This window comes from Frischella sp. Ac48, assembly GCF_019641635.1.
In the GTDB taxonomy this organism is placed as follows: domain Bacteria; phylum Pseudomonadota; class Gammaproteobacteria; order Enterobacterales; family Orbaceae; genus Frischella; species Frischella japonica.
Genome location: NZ_JAETXP010000001.1, coordinates 35,363 through 53,874 on the forward strand (window position 1 = coordinate 35,363; position 18,512 = coordinate 53,874).

Genomic DNA, 18,512 nt, shown 5'->3' on the forward strand with positions numbered 1-18,512 from the left:
ATTATGAATAAAAAAAATATGGATTTATGCCCATGTTGTTCTGGGCAACTTTATAAAAATTGTTGTCAACCCTATCATTTATGGCGAAAAAATGCCCCTAATGCAGAAATACTTATGCGTTCACGTTATAGTGCTTATGCATTACGTCAAGCAGATTATTTAATAAAAACGTGGCATCCCAAAACATTACCAAGTAAATTAGCCGAAGAGATCAGTGATGCTAAGTGGATTGATTTAGTTATTCATAAAAGTTGGGCAGGAAAGGAAACGAATGAAGCCTATGTTGAATTTACTGCTCGTTATCGTAATAAAAATGGCAAAGCTGAAAGAATGCATGAAACCAGTCATTTCATCAAACAAGGCGATCATTGGTTTTACATTGATGGTATTTTTAACGTTTAATTTAACGAAAATCTTTTTTATTATCTTTGAAATCCCATGATTTTGGTTATTTTAAATGTTTTAAATCGATAAATAATTGAGTATGTCAAAAATATATTGTTTATTAATTTACGCTTATTAAGCATTTTTCAAAAATCACGATACATTTTTGGTGATTTTTAAGTATCTTCCAACCTTAAGATAATGCCAAATGCCGGCATTATCTTTTAAAATTCACTTTATCAATTGGATATATCAGGTAATGTAATAATAGTTAAACTTTTATCCTTTTACTCTTTCAAATTCCTTCATAAATTCAATTAAACATTGAACACCATCCAAATCCATTGCATTGTAGATAGATGCTCTGATCCCACCTACAATACGGTGTCCTTTAACACCAATAATTCCATGTTGAGCAGCTTCAGCGACAAACATGGTATCAAATTCTTCATGTGCACAAACAAAGGGAACATTCATAATCGAACGATTTTCGGTAGCAATATTATTACTATAAAAATCAGATTGATCGATATACTGATATAACATTTGTGCTTTTGAACGATTACGTTGTTCCATTATTGTTAAGCCACCTAATTGCTTAAGCCACTTAAATACTAACCCTGACATATACCAGGCAAAAGTTGGCGGTGTATTAAACATTGAATCATGTTTAGTTTGAATCGTATAATCCAATACTGACGGTAATTCTCGTTTTGCTTTACCCAATAAATCTTCTCGTACAATTACGATAGTTACCCCAGATGGACCAATATTTTTTTGTGCCCCTGCGTAAATAATACCATAACGTGTAACATCAATCGGTTTTGACAAAATACAAGATGAGAAATCAGCAACGATAATTCTATCGTTAAATTGTGGATCATCAAAAATCGCCAATCCCTCAATCGTTTCATTCGGACAGTAATGAACATAAGCAGAATCTGAAGTCAATTGCCATTGATTGAAAGATTTTATTCCAATTTTTTCTTCATGCACTGTCTTGACGTTAATACGGTTAACTTGACAATACTTTTCTGCTTCATCGGCAGCACATTTGCTCCAATAGCCACTTATAATATAATCGGCGGAAGTATGATTTGACAAAATATTTAAAGGTACGCCAGCAAATTGAGATCGGGCACCACCTTGCAAAAATAAAATATGATAATTTTCAGGTATATTTAATAGCTCCCGTAAATCTTGGGTAGCTTCTAATGCACACTGTTCAAAATCTTTGCCACGATGACTTAGTTCCATTACTGAGCACCCTGTTTGATGCCAATTTAATAATTCAGATTGTGCTTGTTTTAAAACATCATGCGGTAAAATTGCCGGACCGGCACTAAAATTAATCGTTTTTTTCATCATTCAATGCTCTTCATTTATCGTAAATGTTGTTTATTCTATTACAGAATTTAGTAAAGGCAATGCGAACAAATCGATTAATCCTTAAAGATAAGATAATTTAATTAATTTTTGATAATTGGTAAGCTTAGGTTATAATTACTCGTAATTTTGTTTTTGACCATGTCATCATGTTGAGGTGTCATATTTTTAAGTTAGTCACTCGAGTTTATCATAAGTTTTTTCAACCCCAATCAACTCATAAAACTGAATCAAGTATTGAATCATTATCAGATTCCAATACGGTTACGCATTCAATTCCACTATGCGAATTTATTCCTCGTAATAAACATAATATTTCTCGTCAGGCGGTAAGTGAAAATGCCTTAAAAGTTTTATATCGTTTAAATAAACAAGGATATCAAGCTTATTTAGTCGGTGGCTGCGTTCGCGATCTTTTATTAGGCAAAATACCAAAGGATTTCGACATTACAACCAATGCAACACCAGAACAAGTACAAAAAGCATTTCGCAATTGTCGTTTGGTGGGACGTCGTTTTCGTTTAGCGCATATTATGTTTGGCAAAGAAATTATTGAAGTAGCAACATTTCGAGGTGAACATAACAATACAAATGTTGAGATTACAGAAAACCAATCCATCAAATTAGATGCTAATAGGTCGAAGCGTTCACAATCTGGTATGCTATTGCGAGATAACGTGTATGGCACTATTGAACAAGATGCAATGCGCCGTGATTTCACAATTAATGGTTTATATTATAACGTAAAAGACTTTACTATTCGTGATTATTGCCATGGTATTGAAGATTTAAGAAATGGTATTATTCGTTTAATTGGCGATCCAGAAACTCGTTATCGTGAAGACCCTGTTAGAATGTTACGTGCAGTACGTTTCGCTGCAAAATTGGCGATGAAAATTGATTCTCAAACTGCTGCACCGATTCCAAAACTCGCACCATTGTTAAAAAATATCCCTGGCGCTCGATTATTTGATGAATCCCTCAAACTTCTACAATCTGGACAAGGTTATGCAACTTATCAACTATTGAGAAAATATCAGCTTTTTCCTTTATTATTTCCGACACTAGCGCATTTATTTGACCGTGAAACAAGCAGTCATAAAGCCGGTGCTAGTCATTTAGAGCGAATCATTGAGCAAGTGTTAAAAAATACCGATTATCGTATTGCTAATCACAAACGTGTTAATCCCGCTTTTCTATTTGCTGTAATGCTGTGGTATCCATTAGCCGAACATACACAAAATCTGATCATGGAAAGTGGTCTAAACTATCATGATGCATTTGACTTAGCTATGAATGATATTTTAACTAAGCAGTGCTCGGCAATTGCCATTCCCAAAAAACTTACGGCTACCATGTGTGACATTTGGCGTTTACAATTACGCTTTAATAAACGAAGTCCTAAACGAGTTAATGCCATTTTCGAGCATGCTAAATTCCGAGCAGCCTATGATTTATTAGAGCTACGCGCTTCTATTGAAAATGGTGAATTATTGACATTAGCCAAGTGGTGGGATGAATATCAGCAAGCTGGTCATGAACAACGTTTAACATTAATAAAACAGGTATCACACAATAATCCGAAAATTTACGCAAAAAAAACAAATAGAAATCGTACTCGGACAAAAACCAATCGTTCAAGAAATGAGTTAAAGAAATCTGATTAAGATTATCCTAAACTTATTTTACTTTGGTATAAATCCCTGAAGGGGTCTTGGTGACGTCAATTACAAAAGTTGTTATTAAGTATGTGTTTTGATTATTAGTAATTTAATTCAGCTGAAAATGAAAATCTTTGCTGTTTTTATCGCTTATTAGTTAGCACTTTTGTAAATTATCGATATAATATTGCGATAAATATTAATTCGTGATTATTGCTTACAGAAATACTAATGAAAAAACTCACTCCTACTTTTATTGCAGTCACTGTTTGTATATCTCTTTATTCTCCAAACAATTATGCTAAAGATAATAAAATACTTAAGCAATTTCAACCTCAGAATAATCAACGATGTCTTGTTAATGTACCGCTCAATAATCGACCTTCTCCTCAGAAAGATATTAATGAACAACCAATTAATGTTATTTCCGATAATTTCAAAGCTGAATTACCAAGTAAAGCTATTTACACCGGCAATGTTATAGTGACCCAAGGTAATCGGCAAATCAATTCTGACCAGATGACCTTAATTCAATCACAGAATCAAAATCGTGATATTTTTTTAAATGGTAATATTATTTATCAAGACGATATGGTTGAACTGCATGCCGAAAAAGCGTCCATGAATCTAGTTAATAAAGAAATTGAAATCGATAATTCACAATATCATTTGGTTGGCAGGCTTGGACGTGGTTCAGCAAAAAAGATGCAATTTACAAATAACCGCTATTTGGTTATTAAAGATGGGAGTTTTACCTCTTGTCCAATAGAAAATAAAACCTGGAATATCGAGGGTTCAAAAATTATTCATGATAATGATGAACAACTTCTAGAAGTATGGGATGCAGTTTTTCGAATAGCCAATGTGCCTGTATTATATACACCATATTTACAACTCCCTACTGGGAGCATACGCCGTTCGGGTTTACTTATGCCGAATTTTTCTTATGATAGCATTAGTGGAATTGATTTCTCTTTACCCATTTATTGGAATATCGCACCAAATTATGATGCGACATTTACACCTAGAATTATTCAAAAACGAGGTATTCAACTACAATCTGAAGGGCGCTATCTTAACGCAATTGGTTTAGGTACTGTTGCATTTGACTGGTTGCAATATGACGATCAATATAGCAAGGACAGAAAAGGTCGACGTCATAGCAATGAAGCTGGCTATAGTAATAATAATTACCGATGGTTATTTCATTGGAAAAATGAAGAACAGATTAACGATAATTGGCGACTAACAGTGAATTCTACTCGGGTAAGTGATAACCAATATATTACTGATTTAGGTTCAAAATATGCAGCAGAAACAGATGGTTATCTCACACAAAGTTATACCATTGGCTATGCTGATGAAAATTGGGATATTGATTTGAATTATAAATATTTTCAAGCATTATATGATAATTTAAAGCATCAACTATATCGCCCAGAACCTCAATTAAATATCAATTACTATGATGATATCGGCAACTTTAATTTTAAGACCTTTTCGCAGGTATCACACTTTGTGACTTCTGGAAAAGATAATCCAAAAACTTGGCGCTTTCATATTGAACCAGGATTAAACTATGCGTTGATGTCTTCTTGGGCATCACTTAATACTGAAGTTGGCTTTTTAGCTACCCACTATGATCAAAATGTTCCTAAATCAAATACGAGTAAAAATTATTTGAAAGAAAGTATTAATCGGTTTCTACCAAAATTTAGTATTGATGGAAAAATGATTTTTGAACGCAATATTAATACATTTACTGGATACACGCAAACATTAGAACCTAGAGTAAAATACCTTTATATTCCATATCGCAATCAATCACGTATTGATAAATACGATTCATCCCTATTACAATCCGATTATATTGGTTTATTTAGAGAACAGCCTTATAGCGGACTCGATCGTATCCCATCAGCCAATAAAATAGCTACAGGTATTACCACGCGTATATATGATGATGATCAGGTTGAAAAATTCAATTTATCCGTTGGGCAAATCTATTATTTTACCCGTTCCAAAACAGGCGATTATCGTTCACCAATCGATAAAGATACTGGTACATTGACCTGGGCAACGGATAATTTTTGGCGTATTGATAATAATATGGTTTTCAGAAGTGGGATTCAATATGACACACGAATCGATAAAATTTCTTTGGCCAATGCCATTTTTGAATATCGTGTCAGTGAAAACAAAATGGCACAATTCTCTTATCGTTATGCTAATAAAAAATATATTGACAACATAGAAGTAGATAAAGGTAATATACCTTATAAACAAAATATTTCGCAATTTGGAATTATGACATCGTGGCCATTGACCGATAATATCAATGCGGTGGGTTCGCTTTTCTATGATATTGACAATAAACAAATTGCTGATGATTTCATCGGTATACATTATGAAGATTGTTGTTGGGGAGTAAGTTTACAATATGGACGAAAAATCGTTGATTGGAACAGCGTTTCAAGAGCGAGTAAATATGAAAACAAATTTTCAATAAACTTCGAATTAAGAGGTTTTAACCAAAATAGTAATACTATTGCTAAAATGTTAGACTTTGGTTTATTGCCTTATAAAACTGCATTTGACGAAAATTATGGAACTAAATAACAAATAATATTGTCAAATTAACATATAAATGAATAAATGGTTGACCATGATTACTAAAATTAAATTTTATTTTACATCTTTTTTAATCTTATTTTGCGCTGCGAATATTCAGGCCGCACCAAAGGTGGTCGATGGCGTTGCGGCTATTGTGAATAACAATGTCATTTTACAAAGTGACATTGATGAAATGTTACAAAATGTAAAGGCAAGTACAGATCCCCAAAATTTGCCAGATGATAAAGCGCTAAGACACCAAATCATAGAACGCCTAATTAATGAAAATCTCATTTTGCAACAAGCTGCAAAATTGAATATTAAAATTAGTGAAGATGATATAACGGAAGCCATTAAATCTATTGCCCAAAAAAATAATATGACTATTAATGATTTGCGTGGTTATTTAGCAAGTGTTGGCATGAGTTACAATAGCTATCGCCATAAAATATCAAAAGAGTTACTTATCGAGCAGGCTCGTATGAATATTATTAAGCAACGTATCATGATAAGCGATCGGGAAGTCAATAATTTGGCCAATGAAATAGCTAAACAGCCGAATAAAAATCGTGAAGTTAATATTAGCCATATTTTAATTGCTTTACCAGAAAGCCCAAGCAAAAAACAGATTGAAGATGCAAACACAAAAGCACAAAATATTGTTGATCGTCTGAAAAAAGGGGAAAGTTTTGCTAAACTCGCTGCTACATATTCAAATGATGAAAAAGCATTAGAAGGTGGAAAAATGGGTTGGCATAAGCTCAATGAGTTGCCTTCTATTTTTGAAGAACGTTTAGTTCGTGCGCAAAAAAATGATATCATTGGACCGATCCGATCAGGTGTTGGATTTCATATTTTGAAAGTCGAAGGAAATCATTCTGAGGCACCTAAAATCATCACGATCAAAGAAGTAAATGCACGTCATATTCTGATCAAAACCAATGTATTAGTGACAGATGAAATAGCAAAAAATAAAATTCAGGAAATTCGACAATCTATAGTAAATGGCTCAACCTCTTTTGCTTCTGCTGCTAAACTTTACTCGGAAGATCCTGGTTCAGCTGATAACGGTGGAGAATTAGGCTGGAACAATCCTAATAATTTTGATAGTAATTTTAGAGCAGCTTTATTAAGATTAAGTAAAGGTGAAATAAGTCAACCGGTCAAATCAAGTTATGGCTGGCATCTAATTCAATTAATGGATAGTCGTAATGTTGACAAAACGGAAGATGCGAAAAAAGATCAAGCTTATCGTTTAATTTTTAATCGTAAATTTGGTGAAGAGCTACAAGTTTGGATTCAAGAACTTAAAGGGGATGCTTATATAAAAATTATGGGTGATGATAATTAGTATGAATAATCGTATGCATCAAGGGCATTTTGCACGGAAACGATTCGGTCAGAACTTTTTAAATGATGACAACGTTATTGAAAATATTGTAGCAGCCATTCAACCCAAAAAGGATCAAGCTCTGGTCGAAATTGGTCCTGGCCTTGCTGCACTGACTGTACCGATTAGTCAATTAGTTGACCAGTTAACAGTGGTTGAAATTGACCGTGATTTAGCAGCAAGATTACTTAATAATCCTTTTTTAAAACATAAAATCAATGTGATTCAAGAGGATGCTATGATGGTTGATTTTACCATTCTTGCAGAACAGATGAAGCAGCCATTAAGAGTTTTTGGTAATTTACCCTATAATATTTCGACACCTTTAATGTTCCATTTGTTTCAATTTACACATGCAATTTCTGATATGCATTTTATGTTACAAAAAGAAGTTGTAAATCGCTTAGTCGCAGCACCCAATTCTAAAGCCTATGGTCGGTTAAGTGTTATGGCACAATATTATTGTCAGATTATTCCTATCTTAGAGGTACCACCTTATGCATTTAAACCTGCTCCAAAAGTTGACTCTGCGGTAGTTAAATTAATACCTCATGCTGATATACCTCATAAAGTAAAGGATGTACGAATGCTATCTCGCATAACAACTGAAGCATTTAATCAACGCCGAAAAACGATTCGTAATAGTTTGGGGAATTTATTTAATTCAGAACAACTCACTGCATTAAATCTTGATTTAGATGCGCGCGCTGAGAATCTAACGTTGCAACAATATTGCCAGCTGGCTGATGCTTATAGCTTAATGAGTGAATAAATCATGGCAAACTTACTGATTGGCGATATTCATGGTTGTTACTATGAATTTATGAAAGTGCTTGAGAAAGCTAATTTTAGCCAATCTGATACAATCTGGTTAACGGGAGATCTCGTTGCCAGAGGACCTGATTCGTTAGCGGTATTACGGTTTGTAAAACAACATTGTAACCAAATACGTCTTACTTTAGGTAATCATGATATTCATCTTTTAGCCGTCTATGCGGGAATTACTAAAAATCATAAAAAAGATCACATTGAACAAATTCTAACAGCTCCGGATTGTGACGAGTTAATTAATTGGTTAAGACGCCAGCCCTTATTACAAATTGATAACCAATTGAAATTAGTTATGGCACACGCTGGCATTTCTCCGCAATGGGATTTAGACACAGCAATTAAATGTGCCAAGGATCTAAGTTCTGTGCTATCCAGCGACACATATCCTTTATTTTTAGATTCAATGTATGGTGATTTTCCTGATTCATGGCAGGACGATTTAAAAGGTTTAGATCGATTACGCTTCATAGCCAATGCTTTTACGCGTATGCGTTATTGTTATGATGATGGTCGCCTAGATTTCTATTGCAAAGATGCACCAGAAGACGCACCAAGTAAACTTAAACCTTGGTTTAAGTTACCCCGTAAAATACCCGAAAATTATAGTATTATATTTGGTCATTGGGCATCGTTAAAGGGTAAAGGTACGCCTGAAAACATCTATGGTTTGGATACTGGCTGTTGTTGGGGAGGTAAATTAACATGTTTACGTTGGGAAGATAAGCATTATTTTTTTAAACGCAATCAAGACGCTTCTGACAAAATTTAAAATAGAATTTAATACTATATATCGATATTTCATTACCTTTAATTCTTTTAGTTTTGTTAATCATATCTTTTATCGGTATCTTAATTGTTTACATTTTGTTATGTCTTAAATCTAATACATTAAGCACGAATTTAACTGCGCTGGTGTAATTTTTAAATTAATAACGCTATACTAATAACACTAAATAAAAAAGTAAGGATTGTTTATGTTTGTTTGGCACACGATTTGTACCGGGCTAAAATATATTTGGAAAACCTTAAATCTAATTAGAATTATCTTTTTAAATATTGTCTTTTTTTTCTGTTTATTTTTACTTATAGGGTTATCCAATTCTGAGAATATCCCCCAATCAGGTGTTTTAATTCTCGATATTGAAGGCGTACTTGTTGATACAACAAATGTTGATCAAGATTTTTATGAATTAAGTAAAAAACTGAGTGGTAATAAATTTGATCCTTCTCGTGAAAATAGCTTATTTGAACTTACTAAGAAAATTGATCAAGCAACATCCGATAATGCAATAAAAGGTATCATCCTTAAATTAGATAAATTTAATGGTGGATCATTGCCTTCTCTGGAATATCTGGCAAAACATTTAAAACAATTCAAAGCAGCCGGAAAACCTATTTATGCTTATGGTAGCAAGTTTAATCAAAAACAATACTATTTAGCCAGTCTTGCCGATAAAATTTATTTAAGTAATATTGGAAGTGTAGAAATTTTTGGTTTTGCCGCTAACAACTTCTATTTCAAATCATTATTAGATAATTTAAAAGTCAACACTTATGTGTATAGAGTGGGAACCTATAAATCTGCTGTAGAACCCTATATTAGAGATGATATGTCTGAAGAGGCTAAGCTAAATACTCGTCGTTGGTTAATGCCAATGTGGAAAAACTATTTATCTGATATTTCTCAACAACGTGACATACCTAATGATATGTTAGCACCAGATTCTGATACATTTTTAGAACGCTTAAAAATGGTCTCAGGTAATTTGGCTGAATATGCTCTTGAAAATAAAATTATTGATTCAATTAAAACAAATAGTGAATTCGAACAAGAGATGAAGGCGTTTTTTAATACAAATGATTCAGTCAGCATTTATGATTATCAGCTTCAAACAAATGAACAGCAAATCATTGATGGACAATCTACGATGAATCACAAGCCTGAAATAGCTATTGTTTTTGTTAATGGTACAATTGTTAAGGGTGACAGCACTAATGATACAGCTGGAAGTGAAACTATTGCTCAACAGATAAAAAAATTGACCAATAATAGCAATATTCGCGCGGTGGTTTTGCGCATTAATAGTCCTGGTGGTAGTGTTGATGGTTCTGAGGAAATTCGCAGTGAATTAGCAGCATTGAGAGAGAAAGATATACCTGTTGTTGTGTCAATGGGGGGATTAGCTGCATCTGGTGGTTACTGGATAGCGACAGAATCAGATTATATTTATGCAAGTTCAAATACCATTACAGGCTCAATCGGAATTTTTGGAATTTTACCAAATTTTGAAAATAGCCTCTCTTCGATCGGTGTTCACACTGACGGTGTCGCTACCTCACCATTAGCGAGTTTATCGGTAACTAAAGCGCCATCAGAGCAATTCAATCAGCTCATGCAAATGACCATTAATAATGGCTATGACATGTTTATATCGCTTGTGTCACAATCACGAAATATGAATTATGAAGCTGTCGATAAAATTGCTCAAGGGCAAGTCTGGTTAGGTGAACAAGCTAAAGAAAATGGTCTAGTCGATGAAATTGGTGATATTGACAATGCTGTACTTAAAGCAGCAACTTTAGCCGGTATCACTGATTATACAATTTATTGGCAAAAACAAGATATTAACTATTTTAATGCAATGTTAAACAATTATTCAGCCATATTACCAAAATCGCTTACGCAAATTTTATATAATGAACTACCAATGGTCAAAGAGGTTAAGCAGCGCATGACATTATTGGAAAATTTAAATGACCCACAAAATCGGTATATTTATTGTTTAAATTGTGCTGAAGTTAATTAATAAAAACAGGGCAATGCCCTGTTTTCTCTTTAATTGATTGTATAAACTATCCGACTCAATACTAACTGTCATTCATAATATATTTCAAATATTGTAATTAAATACCGCTCTATACTCATGATAGAAATTCAGTTTAAAACCAACAGAGAGTTAACCTAAAACAGGATTATTTTTTTAAGATTAAGTTAGCAATCAAACAGATTAAATTTTATAGGACAATCGCTAATCCTTTAGTTAATTTACTAAATTCGTATATGACTATTAAAATTGTTGTGATGTAAATAAATGGAAAAAGACTTAAGCCCATTTTGTTTATAAACATATCGTCAGCTTTATATCTTTTTTACACACTTTTTAATTACAATTGAAATCTTCGATTTCTGTGTAATTTTATTATATATGGAATTATCAGTAATTAGCGTAAAAATAAGTAGGTAATAACATTTTGATGAGATAAAAAAATAGCACTAATTTAGTGCTATCTAGATTTACATAATTAGAATGTTATTTACTAAATTTCTTCAATACGATAGCAGCATTAGTACCACCAAAGCCAAAACTATTAGACATAACTGTCGTTAATTCTTTTTCTGTTGGTTGAGTTATAACATTCATATCTTTTGCTGCTTCATCTAATTCATCGACATTAATACTTGGCGCAATAAAATTATTTTGTAGCATCAATAAACTATAAATAACCTCTTGAGCACCTGTAGCACTTAATGAATGACCAGTCATTGACTTTGTTGAAGAGATTGCAGGAACATTATCGCCAAAAACTTGTTTAATTGCCCATAACTCTTTAACATCGCCGACTGGGGTGGATGTACCATGAGTATTAATGTAATCAATTGGCGAATCAACATTTTCAATAGCAAGTTGCATACAACGTACAGCCCCTTCACCAGATGGTGATACCATATCATAACCGTCAGATGTTGCGCCATAACCGACTATTTCACCATAAATATGCGCTCCACGTGCTAAAGCATGTTCAAGTTCTTCAACGACGACCATTCCAGCGCCACCAGCAATAACAAAACCATCACGATTAGCGTCATAAGCGCGTGATGCTTTCTCTGGAGTATCATTATATTTTGTCGATAATGCACCCATAGCATCAAACTCACAAGACATTTCCCAACAAAGTTCTTCACCACCACCAGCAAAGACAATATCTTGTTTACCTAACTGAATAAGCTCAGCTGCATGACCTATACAGTGAACAGAAGTTGCACACGCTGAAGTCATTGAATAGCTCACGCCTTTAATTTTAAATGGTGTTGCTAAGCAAGCAGAAATCGCAGAAGACATGGATTTAGTTACTGCATAAGGACCAACCCCACGTAGGCCTTTTTCTTTCATTCCTGCAACAACCGAATATTGTGTTTTCGTTGAACCACCATAACCCGCAATAAGACCAGTACGCGGGTTAGATATCATTTCAGGTGTAAGTTTAGCATCATCTATTGCTTGTTGTAATGCTAAATAGCCATAAATTGAAGCATCATTCATAAAACGTACGATTTTACGATCGATTAAACCAGTTGTATCTAATTTGATATTACCACAAACATGACTACGCATACCGCTGTCTTTCATTTCTTGAGAAAAAGTAATCCCACTCTTTCCTTGTTTTAAGGATTCCAATACTTCTTTAGTATTATTACCAATGCTTGATAAAATTCCTAAACCTGTTATTACGACTCTTTTCATTTATTACTTTGCTCCCAAAGAAATATCTTTCATGTAAAAAAATTTCGCTAATTATAGCTTACAGTTGTAAGCTGAACAATAAGATTTGTAAATTATTTATCAGGTAGTTTTTTTATGATATTATTTAATATAATTAGTAATATAGTGTATATTTTTCTGTATTTTTTACTGAAAAATTAGTGAACAGGTGTTAGCTGATTAATAACAAAGCATAAAATATTAACCGCTTTTTTACTTTATTATTGATAATTTTTTTTGAAATTTAATATTTAATAACATTGTTAGGATTGATTTACAGTTTTTGTTGACCAAAAAATAATATGTTAAAATACACTAAAATGAAAAAAACATTTAGAGGAATATTTTGCAACAGTCACTTCAAGATTTTATCATCGACAAAATCGATGACTTAAAAGGAAAAGATATCGTTATATTAGATGTTAAAGGTAAATCAAGTATTACTGATTACATGATCATCTGCACAGGTACATCCAATCGGCATGTTAGCTCAATTGCCAATCATCTATTAGAAGAAGCTAAAAAACAGGATTACTTAGTATTAGGTAGTGAAGGCCAAAATGATGCCGATTGGGTGGTTGTTGACCTTGATTCCGTTATGGTTCACATTATGCAAGAAGATAGTCGTCAACTTTATGAGCTTGAAAAGTTGTGGAGCAAATAATTAGTGAAGCTTCAACTTATTGCCGTAGGTACCAAAATGCCTCAATGGGTATCAACTGCTTTCTATGATTATACATCACGTTTTCCGAAAGATATGCCTTTTGAATTGATCGAAGTCCCTGCCGGAAAGCGAACTAAACATGCTGATATATCAAGAATTTTGGACAAAGAAGGCGAGCAGATGTTAGCAAGTTGCGGTAAAGGTAATCGTATCGTGACATTGGATATTCCAGGCAAACCATTATCTACAGAAAATTTAGCTTGTGAGCTGGATAAATGGAAATTAGATGGTCGCGATGTAAGCTTGTTAATCGGCGGACCAGAAGGATTATCGCCTGCTTGTAAAATGGCCGCGCATCAAAGTTGGTCATTATCACCGCTTACCCTTCCTCACCCCCTTGTTAGAGTTATTGTTGCGGAAAGCTTATACCGAGCCTGGAGCATTACAACAAATCACCCTTATCATAGAGAATAAACATTTAATCATGGATCAGATCATTCTAGATTTACAAATAGTTACTACCGATACGAATACCATACCTAGCGAACAAAAAATTCAACAATGGTTAACAGTGATATTACCCCAATTTGTACCACAAGCTGAATTAACAATTCGTGTGGTTGATGAACAAGAGAGCCAATATTTAAATAACCTCTATCGTCATAAAGACAAACCAACAAATGTATTATCATTTCCTTTTGAATCTCCAATTGAAATGGAAACGCCGCTTTTAGGTGATCTCATTATCTGCAAAGGGATAGTTGAACAAGAAGCTAAAGATCAACATAAATCACTTGAATCACATTGGGCACATATGATTGTCCATGGTTGCCTTCATTTATTAGGTTATGATCATATCGAAGAAGCTGAAGCTCAAGAAATGGAAAATATTGAAATTGAAATTATGACAGAACTAGGATTCACAAATCCTTATGAATCTTAATCAATTTATAATTTTTACTGAAATTAAATTTAAAAAATGGGTACATTCAAAACTTTTTAACAAATTCACCAGGATATATTTTATAAATAAGCGTTTTGTTGCAGTTAATTGATGATATTGTTATCATTTCCCTTTCATCCACACGATTAAAATAGTAAAAAGTATTTTAAAATTGGTCGGAAATCGGGATACATTATGTATAAAATAAAATCTATTATAGTTAATAATCTTTTGGAAGGAATGCGATAAAATGGTCGATGACAATCACCAACGATCAAAGAAAAAATTTTCTTTATGGCTACATCAATTGTTTAGTTCAGAACCACAAAACCGTGATGAACTCATTACTTTAATTCGGGAAGCGCAAGAAAATCAACTAATTGACCCTGATACCTTTGATATGATTGAAGGTGTAATGGATATTGCAGATCAACGTGTTAGAGATATTATGATCCCCAGAACACAGATTGTTCCTCTGAAATTAAATTATTCCTTACAGGAATGTTTAGATGTTATTTTTGAATATGGTCACTCACGTTATCCGGTAATTAGTGAAGATCGCGATCACATTGAAGGTATTTTATTAGCTAAAGATTTATTAATTTTTATGCAACAAGGTAGTGATACTTTTGATCTAAAAAAAGTTTTGCGTCCTGCTGTGATAGTGCCAGAAGGTAAACGCGTTGATCACATGTTAAAAGAATTTAGAATGCAACGTTATCATATGGCTATAGCCATCGATGAATTTGGTGGTGTATCAGGATTAGTTACTATTGAAGATGTTTTAGAATTAATCGTTGGCGATATTGAAGATGAATATGATGAAGTAGAAGATCGTAATATTCGTAAACTAGCACCTTCAGTTTATACAGTCAAAGCCTTAACGGCAATTGAAGATTTTAATGATATCTTTTCAACCCATTTCAGTGATGAAGATGTAGATACGGTTGGTGGATTAGTTATGCAACAGTTTGGTCGATTACCCGTTAAAGGAGAAATGGTTAGCATTGAAGATTATCAATTTAAAGTCGCCTTAGCTGATAAACGTCGGATTATTCAGTTGCATGTTACTTTACCTGACCATGCCCCTGAACCTGATTTAGAAAAACAAAATTAAATGTTTAAGCAAGTTTTGATACAGCAATTAATGGCTACCATTCTTGGTGGTATAGCAGTATTTAGTTATGCGCCATTTCACTTTTCATTACTTGCTTTACTATCTTTTAGTGGGTTATTGCTGTTAATTGCTGACAAATCAGCAAAACAGGCAGCCATTATTGGTCTAAGTTGGGGATTGGGCTATTTCAGTTCTGGAATACACTGGGTTTATATTAGCATTAAGCAGTATGGGGAATTACCAACAATTGTTGCGATAACCATTCTAGTGTTATTGATAGTTTATTTATCGCTCTATCCATTATTATTTGCCACTTTAGTAAGGTTAAGCAATAAATTAGCGCCAGCTTACTCAGTTAAACAATTAGTACTGCTTTCTCCCTTACTTTGGCAATTTACCGAATATCTTCGTGGTACTATTCTTACTGGCTTTTCATGGTTAGAATTTGGTTATAGCCAACTTGATTCACCGCTAAAAGGCTTATTTCCAATAATTGGTATCGACGGTGTTAATCTAATATTTAGTATCCTTTGTGGTTTACTAGCTTATCTAATATGTCATTTAATTTATCTTATCCGTTATAAACAATGGCGCATTTCAAAAACGCACTTTTTTAATGCGTTAATTGCACTATTAATATTTTATTTTGCACCAATATTGACCAATTGTGCCGAATGGACGCATCAAGATAATTCGCGTCAAGTTAATGTTTCATTAGTTCAAGGCAATATTACTCAATCATTAAAGTGGAATGCTAATCAGCTTGAAAATACCTTACATACTTACTATTCTTTAACCAAAAATTTGTTAGAACAAAGTGATATAATAATTTGGCCTGAAGCTGCGATTACTGATCTAGAAACTAATCAACAGTTCTATTTACGTCAGCTTGATCAATTAGCTCGTGCTAATCAGAGTGCTATCGCTGTAGGAATTATTGATCTGCGTCATAATTCAGATGATTATGATATTTTTAATACATTAATTGTATTAGGGGATGAAAATCCATATCACTATCCTACCGAAAACCGTTATAATAAACATCATTTGGTTCCTTTCGGTGAATATATTCCCTTACAATTATTACTCGAGCCGATAGCTAATTTACTGCAGATTCCTATGTCATCAATGTCATTTGGTGAAAGAATTCAAAAACCATTAGTTATGAAAGGATTCAAATTTACAACTGTGATTTGCTATGAAGCAATATTATCAGACTTAGTATTAGCAAACTTTAGCAATGATACCGATTTTTTATTAACTGTATCTAATGACGCTTGGTTTGGTGAAAGTATTGGACCATGGCAACACCTTCAAATGGTGCAAGCTAGAGCTTTAGAATTTGGTAGAACGATGATTCGTAGTACTAACAATGGTATTACCGCTATAATTGATCCTTCAGGGAAAATTTTACAACAAGCACCACAATTTAAAACAACTACCCTATCTATGCAATTATCTCCGAATACGGGTCTAACCCCTTATGCTAAATGGGGGCATTTCCCACTTTTCATTATGATGATTATACTCTCGCTACTACTTATACCTAAAACCAGATATAATTAATTATCAATATGGCACATTTCTTGCTTAAATATAATTGGTAAGAACTAAACAAATGATTTGAATTGCATCTAAAATGACTAATAAAAAAATGCATATTTTTCTTATTAAACACCAATGGCAATTCCCAAAAAAAATTGTACTTTAGTCGATATAAAATTATTTGTAATTAATTAAATAGATAGTGGTTTTAAAAACGACAATTTGTATCATTTAAGTTCAAAAATTCGTTAATAAATTAATAAAATGAGTTAATAAACGGTCATTTAATTTATTAAAAGTTTCTAAAATTCAAAATGTTATACTTTGTAAGCATTTATATAAAGCATAAATATGCAAAAAAATTACTTTTATAAGCAAAAATCAGTTATAATACGCGGCTGTTGTAAAAATATCTTAGATATTGAATACAATATAAACCTTAGAAAAAGAGGAAATTGATATGACCAAATTTAAAAAGTCTAAGACTAAACTGGCGAAATTAATGTTATCTTTGGGTGTGCTTGGTTTAATTCATACCAATGCGTACGCTGAAGAATTAACTGGCACACTGGCGAAAATTAAAGATAGCGGTGTAATTGTTGTCGGCCATCGTGAATCGTCAATTCCTTTTTCTTATTATGATAATAATCAAAATGTAATTGGTTATTCACAAGATTATTCAAATTTGATTGTAGAAGCAGTAAAAAAAGAACTTGATATGCCTAATTTAAAAGTGAAGTATTTACCTGTCACTTCTAAAACACGGATTCAGTTATTAAACAATTATACCTACGATTTTGAATGTGGCTCAACGACTAATAATCTTGAGCGCCAAAAAGTGGTTGATTTTTCTAACTCGATTTTTATTGTTGGTACTCGTTTTTTAGTTAAGGCGGATAGCAATATTAATAACATCGAGGATCTTAAAGGTAAAAATGTAACAACAACAGCAGGTACAACATCTGAAATTCGTTTAAATCAGATTAATAATCGTGATAATTTAAAAATTCGAATTATTACACCTAAAGATCATGGTGATACATTCAATGCCCTTGAAACAGGGCGCGCAGCCGCATTTCTTATGGACGATGCGCTGCTTGCTGGAGAACGTTCAAGAGCAGTTAACCCAGCAGAATGGAAAATAGTTGGCGAACCTTTATCTTATGAATCTTATGGCTGCATGCTTAGAAAAGGTGATACTCAATTTAAACAATTAATTGACAAAACCATTGCCAATGCACAATTATCAGGCAAGGCGTTAGAATCTTATAATCGCTGGTTCACTCAACCTGTTCCACCAAATGGTGCAAACATGAACCTCGAAATTTCACCGAAAATGATTGAGCTTTTTGCCAACCCGAACGATAAAGCATTAGATTAATTGCTTTTAAATTTTAATCAAAGTACTGAATGTTATCATCATTCAGTACAAACCTA

General features: G+C 33.1%; 15 protein-coding genes. 13 read left to right on the forward strand and 2 right to left on the reverse strand.

Going from position 1 to position 18,512, the window contains the following annotated elements:
* Positions 1-3 precede the first annotated feature (3 nt).
* The gene (locus tag JMI89_RS00140; protein WP_220679016.1) at positions 4-402 is read left to right on the forward strand and encodes a YchJ family protein; all 399 of its coding nucleotides are present in this window, start codon (positions 4-6) and stop codon (positions 400-402) included.
* Positions 403-663: 261 nt separating this feature from the next.
* Here the strand turns inward: JMI89_RS00140 and serC are convergent, their stop codons facing one another.
* Positions 664-1,749, reverse strand: coding sequence for a 3-phosphoserine/phosphohydroxythreonine transaminase (gene serC, locus JMI89_RS00145; protein WP_187755753.1), 1,086 nt, complete (start codon positions 1,747-1,749; stop codon positions 664-666).
* 170 nt (positions 1,750-1,919) lie between these two features.
* Here serC and pcnB point away from each other — a divergent pair, with 170 nt between their 5' ends.
* The 6 genes from pcnB (at position 1,920) to sppA (ending at position 11,072) form a co-directional block, all read left to right on the forward strand.
* Positions 1,920-3,437, forward strand: a complete 1,518-nt coding sequence (pcnB, locus tag JMI89_RS00150) for a polynucleotide adenylyltransferase PcnB (protein WP_220679018.1) — start codon at positions 1,920-1,922, stop codon at positions 3,435-3,437.
* Between the two features lie 225 nt (positions 3,438-3,662).
* Complete coding sequence (gene lptD, locus JMI89_RS00155) at positions 3,663-6,050, forward strand: LPS assembly protein LptD (RefSeq protein ID WP_220679019.1); 2,388 nt, start codon at positions 3,663-3,665, stop codon at positions 6,048-6,050.
* Between the two features lie 46 nt (positions 6,051-6,096).
* Positions 6,097-7,395, forward strand: a complete 1,299-nt coding sequence (surA, locus tag JMI89_RS00160) for a peptidylprolyl isomerase SurA (RefSeq protein ID WP_187755519.1) — start codon at positions 6,097-6,099, stop codon at positions 7,393-7,395.
* Position 7,396: 1 nt separating this feature from the next.
* The gene (gene rsmA, locus JMI89_RS00165; RefSeq protein WP_187755520.1) at positions 7,397-8,206 is read left to right on the forward strand and encodes a 16S rRNA (adenine(1518)-N(6)/adenine(1519)-N(6))-dimethyltransferase RsmA; all 810 of its coding nucleotides are present in this window, start codon (positions 7,397-7,399) and stop codon (positions 8,204-8,206) included.
* A gap of 3 nt (positions 8,207-8,209) precedes the next feature.
* Complete coding sequence (gene apaH, locus JMI89_RS00170; RefSeq protein ID WP_187755521.1) at positions 8,210-9,034, forward strand: bis(5'-nucleosyl)-tetraphosphatase (symmetrical) ApaH; 825 nt, start codon at positions 8,210-8,212, stop codon at positions 9,032-9,034.
* Between the two features lie 205 nt (positions 9,035-9,239).
* Complete coding sequence (gene sppA, locus JMI89_RS00175) at positions 9,240-11,072, forward strand: signal peptide peptidase SppA (RefSeq protein WP_220679020.1); 1,833 nt, start codon at positions 9,240-9,242, stop codon at positions 11,070-11,072.
* A 504-nt stretch (positions 11,073-11,576) separates the two neighbouring features.
* Here sppA and fabB read toward each other — a convergent pair.
* Positions 11,577-12,788: a beta-ketoacyl-ACP synthase I gene (gene fabB, locus JMI89_RS00180; protein ID WP_187755523.1), complete on the reverse strand. Its 1,212-nt coding sequence runs from the start codon at positions 12,786-12,788 to the stop codon at positions 11,577-11,579.
* 361 nt (positions 12,789-13,149) lie between these two features.
* On the opposite strand from fabB, the gene rsfS reads away from it, so the two are divergent.
* From rsfS to JMI89_RS00210, 6 genes are all read left to right on the forward strand, one after another.
* On the forward strand, positions 13,150-13,470 hold the full coding sequence (gene rsfS / locus JMI89_RS00185) for a ribosome silencing factor (protein ID WP_187755754.1): 321 nt from the start codon (positions 13,150-13,152) through the stop codon (positions 13,468-13,470).
* Positions 13,471-13,473: 3 nt separating this feature from the next.
* Positions 13,474-13,944: a 23S rRNA (pseudouridine(1915)-N(3))-methyltransferase RlmH gene (gene rlmH, locus JMI89_RS00190; protein ID WP_187755524.1), complete on the forward strand. Its 471-nt coding sequence runs from the start codon at positions 13,474-13,476 to the stop codon at positions 13,942-13,944.
* Positions 13,945-13,954: 10 nt separating this feature from the next.
* Positions 13,955-14,413 (forward strand): rRNA maturation RNase YbeY, encoded by a 459-nt coding sequence (gene ybeY, locus JMI89_RS00195; protein ID WP_187755525.1) that lies wholly within the window; start codon positions 13,955-13,957, stop codon positions 14,411-14,413.
* A gap of 250 nt (positions 14,414-14,663) precedes the next feature.
* Positions 14,664-15,530 (forward strand): CNNM family magnesium/cobalt transport protein CorC, encoded by an 867-nt coding sequence (gene corC, locus JMI89_RS00200; RefSeq protein WP_187755526.1) that lies wholly within the window; start codon positions 14,664-14,666, stop codon positions 15,528-15,530.
* On the forward strand, positions 15,531-17,096 hold the full coding sequence (lnt, locus tag JMI89_RS00205; protein WP_220679021.1) for an apolipoprotein N-acyltransferase: 1,566 nt from the start codon (positions 15,531-15,533) through the stop codon (positions 17,094-17,096).
* A 439-nt stretch (positions 17,097-17,535) separates the two neighbouring features.
* Positions 17,536-18,456: a glutamate/aspartate ABC transporter substrate-binding protein gene (locus tag JMI89_RS00210; protein ID WP_187755528.1), complete on the forward strand. Its 921-nt coding sequence runs from the start codon at positions 17,536-17,538 to the stop codon at positions 18,454-18,456.
* The last annotated feature ends 56 nt before the right edge of the window (positions 18,457-18,512 follow it).

Excerpts from the sequence above, each read along its gene's own strand:
- JMI89_RS00140 (WP_220679016.1), top strand. The coding sequence starts at position 4 with ATGAATAAAAAAAATATGGATTTATGCCCATGTTGTTCTGGGCAACTT.
- serC (WP_187755753.1), bottom strand. The coding sequence starts at position 1,749 with ATGAAAAAAACGATTAATTTTAGTGCCGGTCCGGCAATTTTACCGCAT.
- pcnB (WP_220679018.1), top strand. The coding sequence starts at position 1,920 with ATGTTGAGGTGTCATATTTTTAAGTTAGTCACTCGAGTTTATCATAAG.
- lptD (WP_220679019.1), top strand. The coding sequence starts at position 3,663 with ATGAAAAAACTCACTCCTACTTTTATTGCAGTCACTGTTTGTATATCT.
- surA (WP_187755519.1), top strand. The coding sequence starts at position 6,097 with ATGATTACTAAAATTAAATTTTATTTTACATCTTTTTTAATCTTATTT.
- rsmA (WP_187755520.1), top strand. The coding sequence starts at position 7,397 with ATGAATAATCGTATGCATCAAGGGCATTTTGCACGGAAACGATTCGGT.
- apaH (WP_187755521.1), top strand. The coding sequence starts at position 8,210 with ATGGCAAACTTACTGATTGGCGATATTCATGGTTGTTACTATGAATTT.
- sppA (WP_220679020.1), top strand. The coding sequence starts at position 9,240 with ATGTTTGTTTGGCACACGATTTGTACCGGGCTAAAATATATTTGGAAA.
- fabB (WP_187755523.1), bottom strand. The coding sequence starts at position 12,788 with ATGAAAAGAGTCGTAATAACAGGTTTAGGAATTTTATCAAGCATTGGT.
- ybeY (WP_187755525.1), top strand. The coding sequence starts at position 13,955 with ATGGATCAGATCATTCTAGATTTACAAATAGTTACTACCGATACGAAT.
- corC (WP_187755526.1), top strand. The coding sequence starts at position 14,664 with ATGGTCGATGACAATCACCAACGATCAAAGAAAAAATTTTCTTTATGG.
- lnt (WP_220679021.1), top strand. The coding sequence starts at position 15,531 with ATGTTTAAGCAAGTTTTGATACAGCAATTAATGGCTACCATTCTTGGT.
- JMI89_RS00210 (WP_187755528.1), top strand. The coding sequence starts at position 17,536 with ATGACCAAATTTAAAAAGTCTAAGACTAAACTGGCGAAATTAATGTTA.